Annotated in this window: 15 protein-coding genes; 6 read left to right on the plus strand and 9 right to left on the minus strand. The window is 60.3% G+C overall.

Translation table 11 applies throughout. The features are described from left to right. The first annotated feature begins 9 nt into the window (after positions 1-9). The gene (locus tag ACSSVQ_RS13690; protein WP_454184697.1) at positions 10-1,152 is read left to right on the plus strand and encodes a glycosyltransferase family 4 protein; all 1,143 of its coding nucleotides are present in this window, start codon (positions 10-12) and stop codon (positions 1,150-1,152) included. Positions 1,153-1,206: 54 nt separating this feature from the next. On the opposite strand, the gene ACSSVQ_RS13695 is transcribed toward ACSSVQ_RS13690, so the two are convergent. The 3 genes from ACSSVQ_RS13695 to ACSSVQ_RS13705 are packed head-to-tail and all read right to left on the minus strand — an operon-like array spanning position 1,207 to position 4,828. After that, complete coding sequence (locus ACSSVQ_RS13695) at positions 1,207-2,079, minus strand: sulfotransferase domain-containing protein (RefSeq protein ID WP_454183908.1); 873 nt, start codon at positions 2,077-2,079, stop codon at positions 1,207-1,209. A 22-nt stretch (positions 2,080-2,101) separates the two neighbouring features. Then, positions 2,102-3,487 carry an O-antigen ligase family protein gene (locus ACSSVQ_RS13700; protein ID WP_454183910.1) on the minus strand — a complete coding sequence of 462 codons (1,386 nt, stop codon included), beginning with the start codon at positions 3,485-3,487 and terminating at the stop codon, positions 2,102-2,104. A 36-nt stretch (positions 3,488-3,523) separates the two neighbouring features. Then, positions 3,524-4,828: a UDP-glucose dehydrogenase family protein gene (locus ACSSVQ_RS13705; RefSeq protein ID WP_454183912.1), complete on the minus strand. Its 1,305-nt coding sequence runs from the start codon at positions 4,826-4,828 to the stop codon at positions 3,524-3,526. 155 nt (positions 4,829-4,983) lie between these two features. On the opposite strand from ACSSVQ_RS13705, the gene ACSSVQ_RS13710 reads away from it, so the two are divergent. The 3 genes from ACSSVQ_RS13710 to galE all read left to right on the plus strand — a co-directional run bounded on the left by ACSSVQ_RS13710 (position 4,984) and on the right by galE (position 8,868). Next, on the plus strand, positions 4,984-5,955 hold the full coding sequence (locus ACSSVQ_RS13710; protein WP_454183914.1) for an NAD-dependent epimerase/dehydratase family protein: 972 nt from the start codon (positions 4,984-4,986) through the stop codon (positions 5,953-5,955). Positions 5,956-6,334: 379 nt separating this feature from the next. Further along, on the plus strand, positions 6,335-7,810 hold the full coding sequence (locus tag ACSSVQ_RS13715) for an undecaprenyl-phosphate glucose phosphotransferase (RefSeq protein WP_454183916.1): 1,476 nt from the start codon (positions 6,335-6,337) through the stop codon (positions 7,808-7,810). 71 nt (positions 7,811-7,881) lie between these two features. After that, on the plus strand, positions 7,882-8,868 hold the full coding sequence (gene galE, locus ACSSVQ_RS13720) for a UDP-glucose 4-epimerase GalE (protein ID WP_454183918.1): 987 nt from the start codon (positions 7,882-7,884) through the stop codon (positions 8,866-8,868). A 35-nt stretch (positions 8,869-8,903) separates the two neighbouring features. Here the strand turns inward: galE and galU are convergent, their stop codons facing one another. The 6 genes from galU to phnC form a co-directional block, all read right to left on the minus strand. After that, positions 8,904-9,794, minus strand: a complete 891-nt coding sequence (galU, locus tag ACSSVQ_RS13725) for a UTP--glucose-1-phosphate uridylyltransferase GalU (protein WP_454183920.1) — start codon at positions 9,792-9,794, stop codon at positions 8,904-8,906. Positions 9,795-9,946: 152 nt separating this feature from the next. Further along, entirely contained in the window at positions 9,947-10,810 is an 864-nt protein-coding gene (locus tag ACSSVQ_RS13730; RefSeq protein ID WP_454183922.1) for a LysR family transcriptional regulator, read from the minus strand. A gap of 3 nt (positions 10,811-10,813) precedes the next feature. Further along, positions 10,814-11,836 (minus strand): NAD(P)-dependent oxidoreductase, encoded by a 1,023-nt coding sequence (locus ACSSVQ_RS13735; protein ID WP_454183924.1) that lies wholly within the window; start codon positions 11,834-11,836, stop codon positions 10,814-10,816. A 39-nt stretch (positions 11,837-11,875) separates the two neighbouring features. Then, positions 11,876-12,691, minus strand: a complete 816-nt coding sequence (gene phnE / locus ACSSVQ_RS13740; RefSeq protein WP_454183926.1) for a phosphonate ABC transporter, permease protein PhnE — start codon at positions 12,689-12,691, stop codon at positions 11,876-11,878. 65 nt (positions 12,692-12,756) lie between these two features. Then, positions 12,757-13,608, minus strand: coding sequence for a phosphate/phosphite/phosphonate ABC transporter substrate-binding protein (phnD, locus tag ACSSVQ_RS13745; protein ID WP_454184698.1), 852 nt, complete (start codon positions 13,606-13,608; stop codon positions 12,757-12,759). 15 nt (positions 13,609-13,623) lie between these two features. Continuing rightward, positions 13,624-14,430, minus strand: a complete 807-nt coding sequence (gene phnC, locus ACSSVQ_RS13750; protein WP_454183928.1) for a phosphonate ABC transporter ATP-binding protein — start codon at positions 14,428-14,430, stop codon at positions 13,624-13,626. A 250-nt stretch (positions 14,431-14,680) separates the two neighbouring features. On the opposite strand from phnC, the gene ACSSVQ_RS13755 reads away from it, so the two are divergent. Together ACSSVQ_RS13755 and ACSSVQ_RS13760 are read left to right on the plus strand one after the other, a co-directional pair. Continuing rightward, a complete protein-coding gene (locus tag ACSSVQ_RS13755; protein ID WP_454183930.1) occupies positions 14,681-16,111 on the plus strand; it encodes a mannose-1-phosphate guanylyltransferase/mannose-6-phosphate isomerase in 1,431 nt (476 codons plus the stop codon). Positions 16,112-16,290: 179 nt separating this feature from the next. Then, a complete protein-coding gene (locus ACSSVQ_RS13760; protein WP_454184720.1) occupies positions 16,291-17,145 on the plus strand; it encodes a hypothetical protein in 855 nt (284 codons plus the stop codon). Positions 17,146-17,153 lie beyond the last annotated feature (8 nt).

The raw sequence follows: 17,153 nt of genomic DNA on the forward strand, positions 1-17,153 counted from the left end.
GTATTGGCCGTGAAATCGGAAAACAGCATCAGGATCTCTTCCCATCTTTGTATCGTGACATTCGAGTTTCCGCCCTTTGCCGGCGGCATTGCGAGCTATGTGGAAAACCTCGCGCGGGAAGCAGTCCGCAAGGGGCCGGTGGAGCTGATCGTGCCGCGCTATGCGGATGAGACCGATGATGCTCTCTCGGTCCATCGGCTGCTCGATCATCACAAGTTCACGCTTGGGGGGCTTTGGCGGGCATTGCGCCAGATTTGGCGGAGCCCTCGGGGCACACTGGTTCATGCCGCCGACATAAGGGCGGGCGTAATCGCCTTATGCGCACGGCTTCTTTTCGGCAGGCACTACATCGTCATGGTTCACGGGAGTGACGTAGCGAAGTTCGCCGGCTGGTCGATGGCCAAGATACCGGCCTGGATCATCTTCAGGCTAGCCGACAAGGTGGTTTCCAACTCCGTTCACACGAAAGCCATCTACGACCGTAATTTTCCGTCGGGGGCGCGGTGCGAAGCGATCCCGCTGGGTGTCGGCCCGGATTGGTTCGAGGACCCCGCCGCCGATTTCGAGAATGCCGAGCTTGCCGCATTGCCTCGGGATGCGAGAATTATCTGCACGGTCGGGCGGCTTGAGCCCCGCAAAGGACATGTTCTGGCTATCGACGCCATTGCAGAATTCGCCGGGGAGGCCGGGCGCCCCCCGCCGGTCTATGTGATTGTCGGGCCGACCATCGATCCCGATTACGAAGCGGAGATTCGAAAAAGTGCGGCGAATTCGGGCGTAGATGTTCGCCTCGTCGGCAGAATTTCCGGTGCGGACCTTCGACGGCTTTATTCCATTGCCTGGCTGCATCTGCTTTGCGCGCTTCCCTTGCCCGGCAAGGTGGAGGGTTTCGGTCTGGTGCTTCTTGAGGCGGCTGCGCAAGGCTGCCCGTCGATTGCGACGCGGGAAGGGGGCATTCCCGAGGTAATCAGCGAAGGGCAAACTGGCATGCTTGCTTCCAGCGCCACATCGCACGGCGTGGCTGAGGCGATGACGAAATTTGCAGCATGGAGGGACGCCGATGACAGCGCGATTGCCCGTGGCTGCATCGAGCATGCCCGGACGTTTTCGTGGCGACGCACGGCGGAGCTGACCTATGCAGGGCGGGAATAGGGCGGCGTTTTCAATCGGGAAAAGGTTGAAAGAACGGAAATGGCTTCGTTCCGATTATCTTGGCCAGGCCTCTATCTTCCGGCCGAGAAGCGTCTCGAGTTTCTCCCGGTCTTTTGCATAGTAGGCACGAAGGTCGGCGCGTAGCGCGTCCGGCAGAGGCGGCTTTGAAAACCCCTTGGCGTTGATCGATTTGACCTTGTCGTTGAAGCCGCTCCTCTTCAAGGATTTGGCAATCCATGAAAGACCGGGTGTCGCCCTGAGGGCGGTGGCGGCTGCAACCGAGGCATTATGAAGCCAGGGTGCGCGATATGCGGTCGAGGCGAAGACGGCCTCATCCAGCCCCTCACTTGGCATTTGAGAGGGATCCACGCCGATGAAACGGCATATCTCTGCGATCGTTCCGGCCCGGTCGGACATCATTTCCTCGAAGGTGAGAACCAGAATCCTGTCTCTCGGAAACAGGGAGAAATAGCGTTCCAGCTGCTCGCCATAGAGCCCTCGCTGCACGATGGCTTCATGACGGCGGGCGACGACATCCTCCAGCTCAAGGTCGGTCGGAATATGCCTTTTGTTATGAGCCATCCAGTAGTGCGATACGGCCCGGTCCACCGGGTCGCGCAACGTGACGATGAGTTTCGCGGCGGGGACCGTGTCCGCAATTCTCTGAGGGGCGAGGTCGTCGCAGAGATACATCGGCGAAATGTCGCCTGATGCTGTCTCCGTTCCTGCATCCTCGAAGAATTTCTCGTACCAGCCGGCGTTCATCCGGGCGAAATTGTCGGTCTCAATCAGGTTGGAGTCCCGACGGTTGAAATAGGCAAGTTCCTTCGTGTCCGGCAGATAGATGTCGGGATGCCGTTTGAGAACGTCATACAGCCATGTGGTGCCGCACTTTTCCCCGCCGATGATCAGGAAGTTGGGAAGCATAAGGTCCTCGGTTCTTTGAGTGTCAGCTGGCGGATACTTCGGCGGAACGACCTGCTTCCAGCTTCGACCGGGAAGCAAGTCTGAGCGTGCCGTCCGGCATCCGCAGTACGATTGCAGGGAAATAAATCAATGCCGCCGGCAGGAAGAGCATCAGTGCGTTGCCGCCGCTGGTTGCCCGGAACATGTTGATGACAAGGCCGAAGACGAGAAGCGCTATGCCCATGCGGAGGCGGAACTTCAGGTGATTGTCCAGATAGGCCATAGACCTCACCCCGATGATGACCCGGCGCAGGATCATCATGATACCAGCCAGATAAAGCGCTAGGCCCACAAGCCCTGTTTCCGCGGCGATGCGGAGATATTCGTTGTGAACGCCATGTGCCAGCCAACTCGGCAGGCCCATCGTTTTCTGTTTGATGTAGGGAACGAAATTGTCGATGCCGATCCCGAAAGCGGGGTGCGACGAAACGATATCCGAGGCCAGACCCGAAATATAAACGCGGGCCCTGTTGGAGAGAGTTTCCTGGACATCCGTAATGGGATTATATGCCGGGTTCAGGCTCTTCTCGAAAGCGGAAACGGTGCTGTCGAATTGCTTTGAAAGATAATTCTGGCCGGTACTGCTCTCGGTGAGCAACATGGCCGGAATGACCAGCGCCAGCAACAAGACAGCGCGTTGGGCGATATTGCCCACTTTCAGGCGGCCTGTATCGGAGATTGCCGCGATGGCGACGAAAGCGGTTGCAACGGCGATCCAGCCTTTGCGTTCGCCGGAAATCAGCGTGAGTACTGCCGCAAGCAATATTAGAAAAAGAAGAAAGGGTCTGTGACGCTTGTCGACATAGGATGCCAGTACGATCGTCGCTATCAGGCTATAGGCGTGAGACAGTTTTTGCGGACCCGTGCCCTTGAATCCATAGACCTGACCCTGCGCCAGAAAGTAAGCGGCATTGCCGACAGATATCGCCCAAAGGCCGATCAGAAATCCTGCGATGAATGATTTGGTCCTGTTTTCGTCTCTCAGCAGATCGGTCAGCAGCCAGAAGAAGGCAGCGAAGCTCATCGCCTGTGCCGTCTCGATCACCATGACCTTGAAGGATGCGAGAACAAGTGCATTCGCGGCGCAATAGACCACATAGGCGAGATAGACGAGCAGGAAGTCGAATCCCGGCACACGGCCGGTTCGCCGGGAGAGGAGCGTCGATATCGCGTAGACGGCGACAAGCATCAACAGAATGATATCGAATATTCGAATGCGCACGCCGCCTGCATCGAATTCGAAATCCAGGAACATCGTGGTGCAGGCTATGCCAAACAGGAACATCACCCATTGTTCGACAGCGGATCCCTTGCGCGGGATCGATGCGCCGGAAAATGGTGCCGCCTCGTTGGTGTAGGTAACGGTCATGCCTGGGTGAGTTCCGGTTGGATGATCGGGTGAGTTCTACCGGCCGACGCCGACATAGCTGAGGCCGGCTTTTTCGACTTCGCGGACGTCGTAGATGTTGCGAAGGTCTACCATGATGGGATCCTTGGTATCGCGTGCCAACCGGTCGAGGTCGAGCGCGCGATATTCGTTCCACTCGGTGACGATGACGATGGCGCTGGCATCCTTCGCTGTATCATACGGATTGTCGCAATAGACGACGCTGTCGGGCAACAGGTGCTTTGCTTCCTTGACGCCTTGCGGGTCGTGCGCCTTTACGGTGGCGCCGCGTTCGATCAGGCCGGGTACGATGTCGAGCGACGGGGCATCGCGCATATCGTCTGTCTCGGGCTTGAAGGTCAGGCCCAGAATGCCGATGGTTTTGCCCTTCACGGAGCCGCCGCAGGCGTTCTCGATCTTGTCGACCATGTTCTTCTTGCGCTCGGCATTGACCTCGACGACGGCTTCGACGATCCGGGTTGGTGCCTGGAATTGCTGGGCCGTCCGGACCAGCGCCAGCGTGTCCTTTGGAAAGCATGAGCCGCCATAGCCGGGGCCTGCATGCAGGAACTTGGAACCGATACGCCGGTCGAGACCGATGCCGCGAGCCACGTCCTGCACATTGGCGCCTGTCTTCTCGCAGATATCGGCCATCTCGTTGATGAAGGTGATCTTGGTCGCCAGAAATGCGTTGGCGGCATATTTGATCAGTTCCGAGGTGCGGCGATTGGTGAAGACGATGGGTGTCTCGTTCAGGAAAAGAGGGCGATAGAGGGCGCGCAGCACTTCCTTGGCGCGGTCGTCCTCCACGCCAACCACTACGCGGTCGGGACGCTTGAAGTCGTCGATGGCCGCTCCCTCCCGCAGGAATTCCGGATTGGAGGCGACGGAAAAGTCTCCCTCCGGTGCCGCCTTGCGGATGATGGCTTCCACCTCGTCGGCGGTGCCGACGGGAACGGTCGATTTGGTGACGATGACCGTGTAACCGGTCATGGCATGCGCGATTTCCTCAGCAGCGGCATAGACATAGGAAAGGTCCGCATGGCCGTCGCCGCGACGCGTCGGGGTGCCGACGGCGATAAAGACGGCATCGGCGTCCTTCACGGCTTCCGTAAAGTCGGTGGTGAAGGAGAGGCGGCCTGCGAAGCGGTTGCCGTTAACCAGAACATCCAGTCCAGGCTCGTAAATCGGGATCTCGCCTTTGTTGAGAGCGTCGATCTTTTCGGCGTTCTTGTCCACGCAGATCACGGTATGGCCGAAATCGGCAAAACAGGCCCCTGACACAAGACCGACATAACCAGACCCAATCATCGCTACACGCATGCTTCTGCCTCGATGCTGCTACTCGAAAGAGATTATCTGTTCATACCGCCTGCGGACTTTCAAATGAAGCGTTGAACGAACCGACTTGCATCCGGTTGCGTTTTTGCATCATCTACGGGCGGGTTAACGTCCCCGGCAATATTTGAGAGGGCCATATGACGATACTGGTGACTGGCGCCGCTGGCTTTATCGGCAGCTATCTTTGCCACTACCTTCTCGATCGCGGGGACGAGGTCATCGGCATCGATGATCTCAATGATTATTACGATCCCAGGCTGAAGGAGGCCCGGCTGGAGCGGCTGCGGCCCCGGAACGGGTTTTCGTTCCTCAAAGGCGATATTTCCAGCACGGAGAGCCTGGCGGAGGCAGTGCAGGGGCGACGGATCGACAAGGTGGCTCATCTCGCCGCACAGGCTGGGGTGCGTTACTCGCTCGAGAATCCCCGAGCCTATGTCCGGTCCAATCTGGACGGTCATCTCGAAATCCTGGAACTGTGCCGTCATCTGGGCACGGTCGATCATCTCGTCTATGCCTCGTCCAGCTCTGTGTACGGCGGCAATCAGAAAGTGCCTTTCAGCGAAACAGATCCGGTCGATCATCCGGTGTCGCTTTACGCGGCCACGAAGAAGGCCGATGAGCTGATGAGCCACGCATATGCCCATCTTTACGGCATCCCCCAGACGGGCCTGCGTTTCTTCACCGTCTACGGGCCGTGGGGCCGGCCGGACATGGCTTATTGGCTCTTCACCGAGGCCATGCTGGCGGGCAAGCCGATCCGTGTCTTTAACGATGGCGATATGTGGCGCGACTTCACTTATGTCGACGACATTGTCGCGGGCACGGTCGCCGCGCTCGACCATCCGCCGGGTGGCCCCGGCGCGCCGCACCGTGTCTACAATATCGGACATAACGAGCCGGAAAATCTCGACAAGTTCATCGACATTCTGGAGGACGTTCTGGGCGTCAAGGCGGACCGCCATTATGAGCCCATGCAACCCGGAGACGTGAAGCAGACCTATGCCGATATCGACGCCATTCAGTCGGACCTCGGTTTCGCGCCCAAGGTTACGCTGCGCGAGGGGCTGACCGAGTTTGCCGGCTGGTATCGCAGCTATTTTAAGCTCTGAGGCACCTCAGAATAGTGAAACGAATGTTTTTTGCGCGGCTGTTCGTTCCCGTCCCGGATGGTCCGCGCAGCTTCCGGTTTCGGGAGACCACCAAATCGTCTCTATATCTGGATCAATCCGGCGTTGACCCACTGCATCTGGGCAGGATTTAGTAACGAAAATCTTGGTTTCAAAATTCGACGATATATTGCTCCCGGGCAGCATAGATAATGGTCTTGAATGCCGATGATCAGTGTTCAAACATGATTTCTATCAACGCTTGAACAGGACAGATTGCGCCACACTGGCACATCCTGACTGTGGGTCGTCGGCCAGTCCGGGCACCAATATTGCTGATAAGACTGCAGCCTTGTCATGAAGCTGCCCTAGGGGGAATTGGATGAGCAGCGCGGATCGAGCGTCGGGAGAGAGCGGGCCCGGCTTCATCCCGTGGAAGTCGTTCGGCAAGGCCGAAGCGGCCCAGAATTTTATTGTCTCAAAAAAGGTGTTCGGCGATCTGACCGCTGTGGCAGATGTGCTCGTCATTATAACGACGGCCATTAGTGCGAAGTGGATCTACATCGGGACTATTCTGGGGACGCCTGCCGAGATGGAGCCCTATGCCATTATCGGCGTGTTCGCGGCTTTGCTGGCCCAGATTTTTCTGCGCCGCCAATCCGTCTACGAGTTCGACAATCTGCGCTGGTTCAAGGGGCAGGTCCGCCGGATTCTTGTAGCTCTTTCCCTGGCGGCGCTTGTCGTGGTTGCCGTCGGCTATCTGCTGAAGATTTCGGAGACCTATTCCCGCGGCTGGTTCCTGCTCTGGATGGCGATGGCGACAGCGGGTGTCGTGGGCATGCACTATCTTGCGGCCCGTCTTCTGAGGCTCTGGATCTCGCAGGGGCGTTTCGTCCGTCGGGTCGCCCTGTTCGGTGATGCCGAGATCGCCATGCAGATGATCCCCAGACTGGAAGAAACGGATGATGCCGTCGCCGTTGTCGGTGTTTTCGACGAGAGTGCCGGTGCTGTTTCCCAGCAGAATGGAGCGTCCGGTTCGCTAAGCGATCTTATATCTCTTGCCCAGACCATGCCGCTCGACGAGGTGCTGATCGTTATGCCGACGACGACGGGCAGGCATATCACCTCGGTGGTGAAGCAGCTTTCGATTCTGCCGGTGGATCTGCGTTTCTGCCAGAGTGCCGATATCTTCGATATCCATCCCAAGGGACTTTTGAATTACGGCGGCGTGCCTGTCATGGAGATGGAGCGCCGCCCTATGGCGGATTGGGGCCCAATCGTCAAGGCGGTCGAGGATCGTGTTCTGAGCGCTGCCTGTCTTCTCGTCTTCAGTCCGCTCATGCTGTTCATCGCCCTGGCGATAAAGCTCGATAGCCGGGGGCCGGTGGTCTTTCGCCAGAAGCGCCACGGTTTCAACCACCGAATTATCACCGTTTACAAATTTCGGACGATGACGGTGATGGAGGATGGCGCGAAGGTCGCTCAGGCCACGAGAGACGACCGGCGTGTGACCCGTATCGGCCGGTTCCTTCGCAAGACTAGCCTGGACGAGTTGCCGCAATTGATGAATGTACTGAAGGGTGAGATGTCGCTGGTCGGTCCGCGGCCCCATGCCATCGCACATAACGAGTATTATGGCAGCCTGCTCGAGAGCTATGCGCGTCGCCACAAGATGAAGCCGGGCATTACAGGTTGGGCGCAGATCAACGGTTATCGCGGCGAAACGGATACGCCGGAGAAAATGCGCAAGCGTGTTGAACACGACCTTCACTATATCGAGAATTGGTCGCTCTGGTTCGACATCAAGATCCTTATGTTAACGCCATTTTATGGGTTCCTGTCCCGCAATGCGTTCTGAGAAGGAACGCACCGAAAACCTTCTCCACTAATACGGGTCATGATGTTGAGTACGACGATGGAGGGACAGGGGTGACGATCCTTGTGACGGGCGGGGCCGGTTATATCGGCAGCCATGCCGTGATCGATTTTCTGCAGGCCGGCGAAGAGGTGGTTGTCCTCGACAATCTTTCAACCGGTTTCGACTGGGCGGTGCAGCCCCGGGCGACGCTGGTGACCGGGGATATCGCGGATACCGACCTTCTGGCCCGCCTTTTTTCTGAACATGAAATCGAGGCGGTGGTGCATTTTGCCGGGTCGGTCGTCGTGCCGGAATCGGTTGAAAACCCGCTAAAATATTATCTGAACAATACGGCCAAATCGCGCGACCTGATCGCGGCATGCGTTGCGCATGGCGTGAAGCATTTCATCTTTTCCTCTACCGCGGCCGTCTACGGGACGCCGGCCAGCGTGCCCGTATCCGAAGGAGTGCCGCTGGCCCCGGAATCTCCCTATGGGCGTTCGAAGCTGATGACCGAATGGATGCTGTCGGACGCGGCTGCGGCACATCCGATGAGTTTCGCGGCGCTGCGCTATTTCAATGTGGCGGGCGCGGATCCGGAAGGGCGCACGGGGCAATCGACAGCCAATGCGACGCATCTCATCAAGGTGGCGTGCGAGACCGCGCTCGGCAAACGCGATCATATCGACATCTTCGGGACCGACTATCCGACGCCGGATGGCACCTGCATCCGCGACTACATCCATGTCAGCGACCTGGTCATGGCGCATCGTCGGGCGCTCGATTATCTGCGAGGCGGCGGCGAGAGCCTGATCGCCAATTGCGGTTACGGGCATGGCTATTCTGTGCGCGAGGTCTTGTCTTCAGTCGAACGCGTTTCCGGCCGCAGCCTCGATGCGCGCGAGGTGCCTCGCCGTTCGGGAGATGCTGTGGAGGTCGTTGCTAATCCGGGGCTGCTCAAGGCGCGGCTTGCCTGGGAGCCTGTCCATGACGATCTCGACGGGATCGTGGCTCACGCGCTGGCCTGGGAAGACGGACTGTCCCGACGGAACAGTTAGGATCTGTGTGCCGGTACGGGCGAAGGATGACCGGCCTATTTTGCTGCGAAGCTCTGTAGGATCGGCTTGAAGGCAGGCGCAATGTCGTCGCGATCCAGCGCATAAGCGAGGTTGGCGGCGAGATAGCCGACCTTGTCGCCGCAATCATAGGTCGTGCCCTTGAAGCGGTAGGCGAAGAAGTCCTGTTCTTTCAGGAGGGCGATCATGCTGTCGGTGAGCTGGATTTCGCCGCCGGCGCCGGGTTCTTGTTTCTCCAGCTTATCGAAGATTTCCGGTTGCAGGATGTAGCGGCCCGAAATGATGAGGTTGGAGGGCGCGTCTTCCAGTTTCGGCTTTTCGACCATGCCGGTAATGCGGTGCGTGTCTTCGTCGTAGCTCTCGCCGAGCGCCAGAATGCCGTAGCGGTCCACATGGCTTTCGGGAACCTCTTCCGTCGCGATGATGTTCCCGCCACGGGCGTTATAGGTTTCGATCATCTGAGCCAGGGCGCCGGGCCGGCCATGGATCAGCATGTCGGGAAGCGTCACTGCGAAGGGCTCGTCGCCCACCAGTTCGCGCGCGCACCAGACAGCGTGGCCCAGGCCCAGTGGTTCCTGCTGCCGGACAAAGCTTGCGCCGCCCGCGACGGGCCGGCTGCCTTCCAGCATCTCGAATGCCGCTGTCTTGCCCCGTGCCTTCAGCGTCGCTTCAAGTTCGTAGGCCATGTCGAAATGGTCTTCGATGGCGCCCTTGCCGCGTCCCGTTACGAAGACGAAATGTTCGATGCCTGCTTCGACCGCCTCTTCCACCGCATACTGAATGACCGGCTTGTCGACCACGGTCAGCATTTCCTTGGGAATGACCTTGGTGGCGGGAAGAAAGCGGGTACCGAGCCCGGCGACGGGCAGAACCACTTTGCGGACTTTGCGCGGAGAAGGCGTGTTCATTGCGTGTTTAAACCTGCAGCACTCGAGGTGTGAACGGCCGAATGATACTCGATCCTGACAGACCGAGCCCAAAAGTTTTGGCACTTATAGCGAGGGCGGACAAGAGCCGGTACGGCGCAATTGCCGTCATCCCAATCGCAATGCGGGGATGATTATACCCGACGTGTGATGAAGTCGACGAAGCCTTCGGTCCGATCGGGCGCCATATCGGAGAGACGCCGGACCACGTAATAGGTCTTCTCGAGTGTGCGCCCCGACAGGGCCAGGGCGACCAGGCGGCCCGACGAAAGTTCGTCGCGTACGACGCTGGTGCCGACCACAGATATTCCCGCCCCTGCCTTTACCGCTTCCTTGACCGCCGCCGTGCTGCCGAGCGTTTCATCGACTTCAAGATCATTGCCCAGCGACTTCAGCGCCGCGCGCAGGATGCGCCCCGTTCCGGTGCCGCTTTCGCCGCCGATCATGCGCTCATTGAGCAGTTGGCGGGGCGTGATGCGACCGTTTTTTGCGAGGGGGTGGGAGGGGGCGACGATTGCCACCAGCGGATCCCGGTACCAGGGCGTCGCCATATAGCCGGGCCGGTCGTCCCACCATTCGGTCAGGGCAATGTCGGATCGGCCGTCTTCGACGCGCTCGATTGCTTGTGGATTGCGGCCGATCCAGATGTCCAGCGGGGCCTTGCCACCACAGGTCTCGCGATAGTCCTGCGCCAGCGGTTGAAGAATATAGGTGCCGATATTGCTCGCGGCGGCTATTCGACAGCTCAGACCGGAGAGCGCCTTGCGGGCGTCGGAGGCAAGCGCCAGCATGCGTCGGGCAATCGGGACGAGGGTGTGCCCTTCAAGCGTCGGGCCGCCCGATCCGCCTCGCTCGATCAGAAGGGTGCCCAGTTCGTCTTCCAGCGCGCGCAGCTGATGAGACAAGGTCGGCTGCGGGCGGCCAAGCTTTACCGCCGCTCCGCCGACGCTGCCGGTATCAATTACGGCCAGAAATGCTTCCAGATGCTTGAGGTTCATCGCCTAGACCGCCTCTGCCGATGCCGCTGCCCGGCCGATAGCGCCATCCGGCGTTTCGCCGCGGAAAAACTGGGCGAGGTGGTAGGCGGCCGCTTTCGTGATGTCGCGCCGGACCTCGTCGACGGCTGAGCCGAGATGCGGTGTAAAGACTGTCCGGTCGGTCGCATCGAGCAGGTCTCTCGGAATGGAGCGCGGGCGGTCGGGGAGGCGCCAGTCTTCCATCGCAAATACATCGGCGGCGTACCCGGCGAGCCGGCCGGATTTAAGCGCATCGCCGATGGCGAGTTCGTCGGCGACCGATCCGCGTGCCGGATTGATCAGATAGGTTCCCGGCTGCATCTTCGCGATGGCATCCCGGTCGATCAGGTGATGCGTTTCCTGAACGAGCGGAAGGGCGAGAATGACGATGCGGCTTTCGCCCAGCAATTCGTCGAGTGTGGTGCCCTCAAAGGTATCCCATGGATCGATCCGGACCCGATCGACCTGCCGGTCATGGAACATGACATTCGCCTCGCAGGCGAGCAGTCGCTTTGCTATGGCCCGGCCGAGGCCCCCCATGCCGATTATGCCGACCGGCGTGCCGGCAAGGCCCAGCCCGTAGAAATGTGGTCGCCAGCCTTCAAAGTTACCGGAACGCACATAACGGTCCGCCGACAGCATATGGCGTGTGAGCGCGATGATCGCACCGAGCGTCAGATCCGCCGTCGGACCCTGCAGAAGGTCCGGCACATGCGCGACAGTGACGCCGCGCCGAACGCAGGCGTCGATGTCGAAATTGTCGTAACCCCGCACAGCGCAGGAGACCGTTTTGAGGTTCGGCATTTCCCGCAGCAGCGCTTCGTCGACTGTGTCGGTCATGAAGGCGAGCAGGCCATCCGCGTCGGCGCCGCGTTCGAGGATGTCTTCGCGGGACCAGGGCGTAGTGCGGTCCCGATTGGCGGTGCAGACAGCGAACTCTTCGATCTCGGCCAGAATGTCGTCGTGAATCCAGTTGGTGATGACGATTTTCGGTTTGTTCTTGGTCATGTTTTCCGGGTGCGTTTGGTCGACGGGGAGTTCGCGGTTTTAGTGCAGGCGTTTGCGTAGCCGCGCACCGACGCCGTCGACGATCGTGACGAGGAGGAGAATGGAGAGCAGGATCGCAGCGACTTCCCGGTATTGCATCAGGCGCAGGGAGGACATCAGCTCAAGGCCGATGCCGCCGGCACCGACCATGCCCATCACGGTGGAGGCGCGGAAATTGTATTCCCAGCGATAGAGCGTCACATCTGCGATCTGCGGAAAGACCTGTGGCAGTATCGCGTGCTGGATAACCTGAAACGGTGAAGCGCCCGCGGCCTGAGCGGCCTCGATCGGACGGTGATCGACATGCTCGATCGCTTCGGCGAAAAACTTCGCCACCATTCCGATCGAGTGAAAACCGAGGGCGAGGACGCCGGGAAGCGGGCCGAAGCCCACGGCGGCCACGAAGACGATGCCCATGATGAGTTCGGGAATGGAGCGCAGCACGTTCAGCAGAAGACGGCTCAGCCGATAGACCGCGATATGGGGCGTGGTGTTGCGAGCGGCGAGAAATCCCAGCGGCAGAGAGAAGATCACGGCAAGGGCGGTGCCGGCGATGCTCATTGCCATCGTGTCGACGAAGGGCTTCACCCAGTCTCGCCAGTTCGCGAATTTCGGCGGCATCATATCCATGAACAGAATGCCGATCGCCTCGGGCGCTTCGATCAGCCGGGTCAGGTTCAACATGCCGGTGGTCTGCGCGCTGAGCACGACGAAAAGAGCGATGACGCCGAGAACGAGCAGGTTTCGACGTCCCTGACGCGTCTCTTCGCGCAGGACGGCATCATAGTCGATGAGGGGTTGGGTAGCCGGTGTCATGACGCGTCACTCTCGTTGAGGAAAGGTCCGGCGGGCTATTGCGACCCGCCGGACAGTCAGCCCGGTCAAAGACCGAGCTTCGTCTGAAGATCGCGAACGACGTCATAGTCGGCATCGCTGACTGCTGCGAAGCCGTCGGCCTTGAAGGCCTTGAGGACCTCCTTGTCCTTCATGTCGAGGAAGGCGGCGCGGATCTTTTCCTTGAGTTCCGGTGCGAGGTCGCTGCGCATCGTCCAGGGATATTGCGGGAAAGGCTTGGAGACCTGCAGGACCGTGACCTTGGTTCCATCGATGAGCCCGCGCTTGACGAGGCTCTGGAAGATCGGCTGGCTGAGCCCGCCGGCCTGGGCCTTGCCGTTCTGCACGGCGACGGCGACGGCGTCATGCGCGCCGAGAAAATGTTCCCGGTAGTCCTTTTTCTCGGTGAGGCCATTGGCCCGCAGGATCGACTTCGGAATGAGATGGCTTGAGGTCGAGGCGGTGTCGCCCCAGGCGACATCCTTGCCCGCGACCTGGTCGATGGAGGTGACGCCTGCTTCGGTGTTGCCGATAAGGACGGAATGATAGGTCGCGGAACCGCCCTTGAGGCGGGCTGCGAAGGGCTCGATGTCGCTCCTGGATTTGGCAAGCGTATAGGAGAGCGGGCCGAAATAGCCGAGTTCAAGGCGTCCGAAGCGCATGGCCTCGATCATCGAGGAATAGTCGGTCGTCACGACGAGTTCGACTTTCTTGCCCAGCTTTTCCTCAAGATAGTCCTTCAGGGGCTGGTTCTTCTTGATGATGGTTGCCGCGTCTTCGTCGGGAAGAAGGGCGACGCGGAGCGTGTCCGGATTGGCTTCGGCGGCGTGCGATACGCTACCGAAGAGAGCGCTTGCGCCAAGAACGAGCGATGCGCAGAAAGTGGCAATCTTCTTCATCATGCTACCTGTTGGTTAGGCCGTGAGTGGGATCGGGTTCCAGCTGGAGTCATCTTCGACCGTGCTTTCGAGGTCCGGATCGCCGGGAGCCCCCTGCCGGTCGTAGATCTGGTCGAGCGCGCCTGCGTCGAGCTGCTGCGGTGTGCCATCGAAGACAATCCTGCCGTCGCGCATGCCGATGACGCGGTCGGCGAATTTGCGGGCGAGGTCGACCTGGTGAAGGCTCACAAGCGCGGTGATGCCGTCCTGCTTGCACACAGTACGCAGCAAGGTCAGCACGCGATGGGCGGTGGCCGGGTCGAGACTTGCCACCGGTTCGTCCGCGATCAGGAATTCAGGCCGCTGGGCAAGGGCGCGGGCAATGCCGACACGTTGCTGCTGTCCGCCGCTCAGTTGATCGGCGCGCTTCAGAACGAACTCGCCGAGACCGACGCGTTCAAGGCAGTCCATCGCAAAACGCTTTTCGTCGGCGGGCAGCGGAAGGAGCGAGCGCCAGCTGCTGTAATATCCCAGCCGTCCGGTGAGTGTGTTGGCCAGCGCGGAGATGCGGCCCACGAACTGGTGCTGCTGAAAGATCATGGCCGTCCGGCGGCGATGTGCGCGAAGCGCCGCGCCGGAGAAGACAAGCGGTTTGTCGCCGACAAGCACCTGGCCGTCGCTGGGTTTGACAAGACCGTTGAGCGCTCTCAGAAGAGACGACTTGCCGGCGCCGGAGGGCCCGAGGAGAACAGAGAAGCTTCCTTCGGCGAAGGACAGCGAGACACCGTCCACTGCGGGGCGAGCAGGGCCGTAACGGACCGAGATATCGACAGTTGAAAGCACCGGGCCACCATTCAGAAAATCAATCAAAAGGGCGTTTTCATTGATTTTCTTATTCCACCCGCTTGTGACGCAGGCATAACGCGGTTTTGATGATTTGATGACGCGGCGGGACGTGGCGCCGCTGAACGACGGCGCGTTGCCCCGGAGAGGCAGCTCTTAACCTTTGGATGAAATTGCTACTGAAAACATCGGGTTGGCGCGCTAGGATGCGGCTCAATTGACGACACAGTGGCGCTGAACGGGGACGAAGATGATTTATCCGGTAATTCTGTCGGGCGGGGTTGGATCGCGGCTCTGGCCCACATCCCGTGCCCTCTACCCGAAGCAGCTGCTGCCGCTCGTCTCGGAGCGCGCCATGCTGACCGAGACGGCGATCCGCGTGAGTGGGCGGGAAGGCTTTGCCGCCCCCATCATCATTTCAAATGACGAGCACCGCTTCATCATTGCCCAGCAGATGCATGATGCCGGGCTGACGCCGCTTGCCCATATTCTGGAGCCGGAGGGGCGCAATACGGCGCCCGCCGCGGCGGCCGCGGCGGCCTTTGTGCGGGACCACGACCCTGAAGGCATATTGCTGGTCCTGCCGGCGGATCATCACATTGCCGATGTGGAAGCGTTTCAGCGGGCGGTCGGGATCGGCGCCGCACTTGCCGGTCAAGGCAAGCTTGTCACCTTCGGTATCGTGCCGTCGGGGCCGGAAACCGGCTATGGCTATATCCGCAAGGGCGGCGCGCTCGCCGACGGCGCTTTCGAGGTGGAGCGGTTTGTGGAGAAGCCCGACCGTGCAACGGCGGAGAGCTACCTGGCCGACGGGAACTATTCCTGGAACTCGGGCATCTTCATGTTCCGGGCGGATCGCATTCTCGATGAAATGCAGGCGCAATGCCCGGAGATCGCCCGCTGCGCGGAAAGCGCCGTCGAAAAAGGCGCCAGGGATCTGGATTTCCTGCGTCTCGAAGCAGCGTCCTTCTGTGCGTCGCCGTCGGACTCCATCGACTATGCCGTGATGGAGCACACGAAGGATGCCGCCGTGGTGCCGGTCGATATGGGCTGGAGCGATATCGGTTCCTGGTCGGCGCTTTGGGAGGTCGGCAACAAGGATCAGGCAGGCAACGTGCTTTCAGGCGACGTCATCACGCATGATACACGTGACACCTATGTGCGGGCGGAATCCGGCCTTGTGGCGACGCTGGGTGTGGAAAACCTCGTCGTGGTCGAGACGGGAGACGTGACGCTGGTTGCGTCCCGCGATCGTGTGCAGGATGTGAAGAAGATCGTCGAGAAGCTTGCGCTGGACGGGCGCAGCGAGCATCAGAGCCACACCCGGGTTTACCGTCCCTGGGGCTTTTATGAAGGGCTCGACGAGGGCGACCGGCATCAGGTGAAACATCTGATGGTGCATCCGGGCGCGTCGCTTTCGCTGCAGCTTCATCACAAGCGGGCCGAGCACTGGGTCGTGGTGAAGGGGCAGGCGCGTGTGACCGTGGGGGATGACACCTTCCTCCTCGAAGAGAACGAATCCACCTATATCCCGATCGAGACTCGGCATCGTCTCGAAAATCCCGGCACGGAACCCTTGAGCATTATCGAAGTGCAGTCGGGCTCCTATCTGGGCGAGGACGACATCGTCCGTTTCGACGACGTTTACGGGCGGGATGTGAAGAAGCCGGCAGCCGAGTAAAGGCGTCCTTTATCCCCGGGAAAGGCCGGGCTCGCCCTACAGCGTCGATTTAAGCTGCTGGTAAACCGCCAGTTTTTGCTGCACTGCGACATTCCGCCACATCACAATTCCGAACAAAAGCCGACGCATCGCTTCGCCTCTTTGGACCTACCATTTTGTCAGTAGGGGAGGAGGAACCCATGAAGCAATTTGCAGGTCTTATCATAAGCGCTGCTCTTCTCGGCGGGTGTACGGCAAGCGGTACGCCGAGTGTGTCGAGCCGGCCCGCGGGGACGGCGGCGCCCGACAGCATTCAGCTCGGCGTAACAGGCGATGGCGGCGTGCTTGCCTCGACCGCCGGGGATGTCGTGACGCCTTTGCTGGGCGATGGCGGGGCTTTAGGGAATTTACTGAGCGGGGGCGATAGCGGCGTCCTCGGGGGTGTTGCGGCCGATGCGCCGTCTTCACCGCTGGCGACGGCCTTGCCGACGGATCAGTTGGCCGGCGCGACGGGTGCCGTACCCTCGCTCGGCATCAGCGGTGCCGGCGGTCTGGGCGAGGATCTATTGGGCTATGACGCCGTTGGCGGGCTCATCGGAACCGAAGGCGGGCTCGTGCCAGTTCTTTTGTCGGGCGGTAGCGACGCTCCGTTAGGCGGCGCAGTGCCGGCGGGTGCGGCTCCGCTCGGGCCCGTGGGCGATGGTCTTGAAACGCTTGTCACCAGCCTTGGCGCCTCGAGCCGGGACAATAACCTCAGCGGCCTGTCGCCTATCCTGACGCCCGTTCTGTTTCAGCTTGCCGGGGCTTCGGACAATGAAGGCGGCGGACCGTTCGGCCTGCCGATCCCGCTGCCCGATACCGCAATCATCGTCGATCCGTTGGCGCCGGTTCTCATTCCGGTGACGGACGCGGTCTTCGATGTGGCGGGGACGCGGCTGCCGACGGGGCAGACGGTGGGCGAGCTCGTCAACACCGGTGCCACAGGAGCGGGCATTGTCGACAATCTCGTGCCGCTGACGCTTGTCACGCAACCGCTCGCGGATGCACTGCCTTAGGGAGGGGC

Source organism: Parvibaculum sp. MBR-TMA-1.3b-4.2 (assembly GCF_053628815.1).

Excerpts from the sequence above, each read along its gene's own strand:
- ACSSVQ_RS13695 (WP_454183908.1), bottom strand. The coding sequence starts at position 2,079 with ATGCTTCCCAACTTCCTGATCATCGGCGGGGAAAAGTGCGGCACCACA.
- ACSSVQ_RS13700 (WP_454183910.1), bottom strand. The coding sequence starts at position 3,487 with ATGACCGTTACCTACACCAACGAGGCGGCACCATTTTCCGGCGCATCG.
- ACSSVQ_RS13705 (WP_454183912.1), bottom strand. The coding sequence starts at position 4,828 with ATGCGTGTAGCGATGATTGGGTCTGGTTATGTCGGTCTTGTGTCAGGG.
- ACSSVQ_RS13710 (WP_454183914.1), top strand. The coding sequence starts at position 4,984 with ATGACGATACTGGTGACTGGCGCCGCTGGCTTTATCGGCAGCTATCTT.
- ACSSVQ_RS13715 (WP_454183916.1), top strand. The coding sequence starts at position 6,335 with ATGAGCAGCGCGGATCGAGCGTCGGGAGAGAGCGGGCCCGGCTTCATC.
- galU (WP_454183920.1), bottom strand. The coding sequence starts at position 9,794 with ATGAACACGCCTTCTCCGCGCAAAGTCCGCAAAGTGGTTCTGCCCGTC.
- ACSSVQ_RS13730 (WP_454183922.1), bottom strand. The coding sequence starts at position 10,810 with ATGAACCTCAAGCATCTGGAAGCATTTCTGGCCGTAATTGATACCGGC.
- ACSSVQ_RS13735 (WP_454183924.1), bottom strand. The coding sequence starts at position 11,836 with ATGACCAAGAACAAACCGAAAATCGTCATCACCAACTGGATTCACGAC.
- phnE (WP_454183926.1), bottom strand. The coding sequence starts at position 12,691 with ATGACACCGGCTACCCAACCCCTCATCGACTATGATGCCGTCCTGCGC.
- phnD (WP_454184698.1), bottom strand. The coding sequence starts at position 13,608 with ATGAAGAAGATTGCCACTTTCTGCGCATCGCTCGTTCTTGGCGCAAGC.
- ACSSVQ_RS13755 (WP_454183930.1), top strand. The coding sequence starts at position 14,681 with ATGATTTATCCGGTAATTCTGTCGGGCGGGGTTGGATCGCGGCTCTGG.
- ACSSVQ_RS13760 (WP_454184720.1), top strand. The coding sequence starts at position 16,291 with ATGAAGCAATTTGCAGGTCTTATCATAAGCGCTGCTCTTCTCGGCGGG.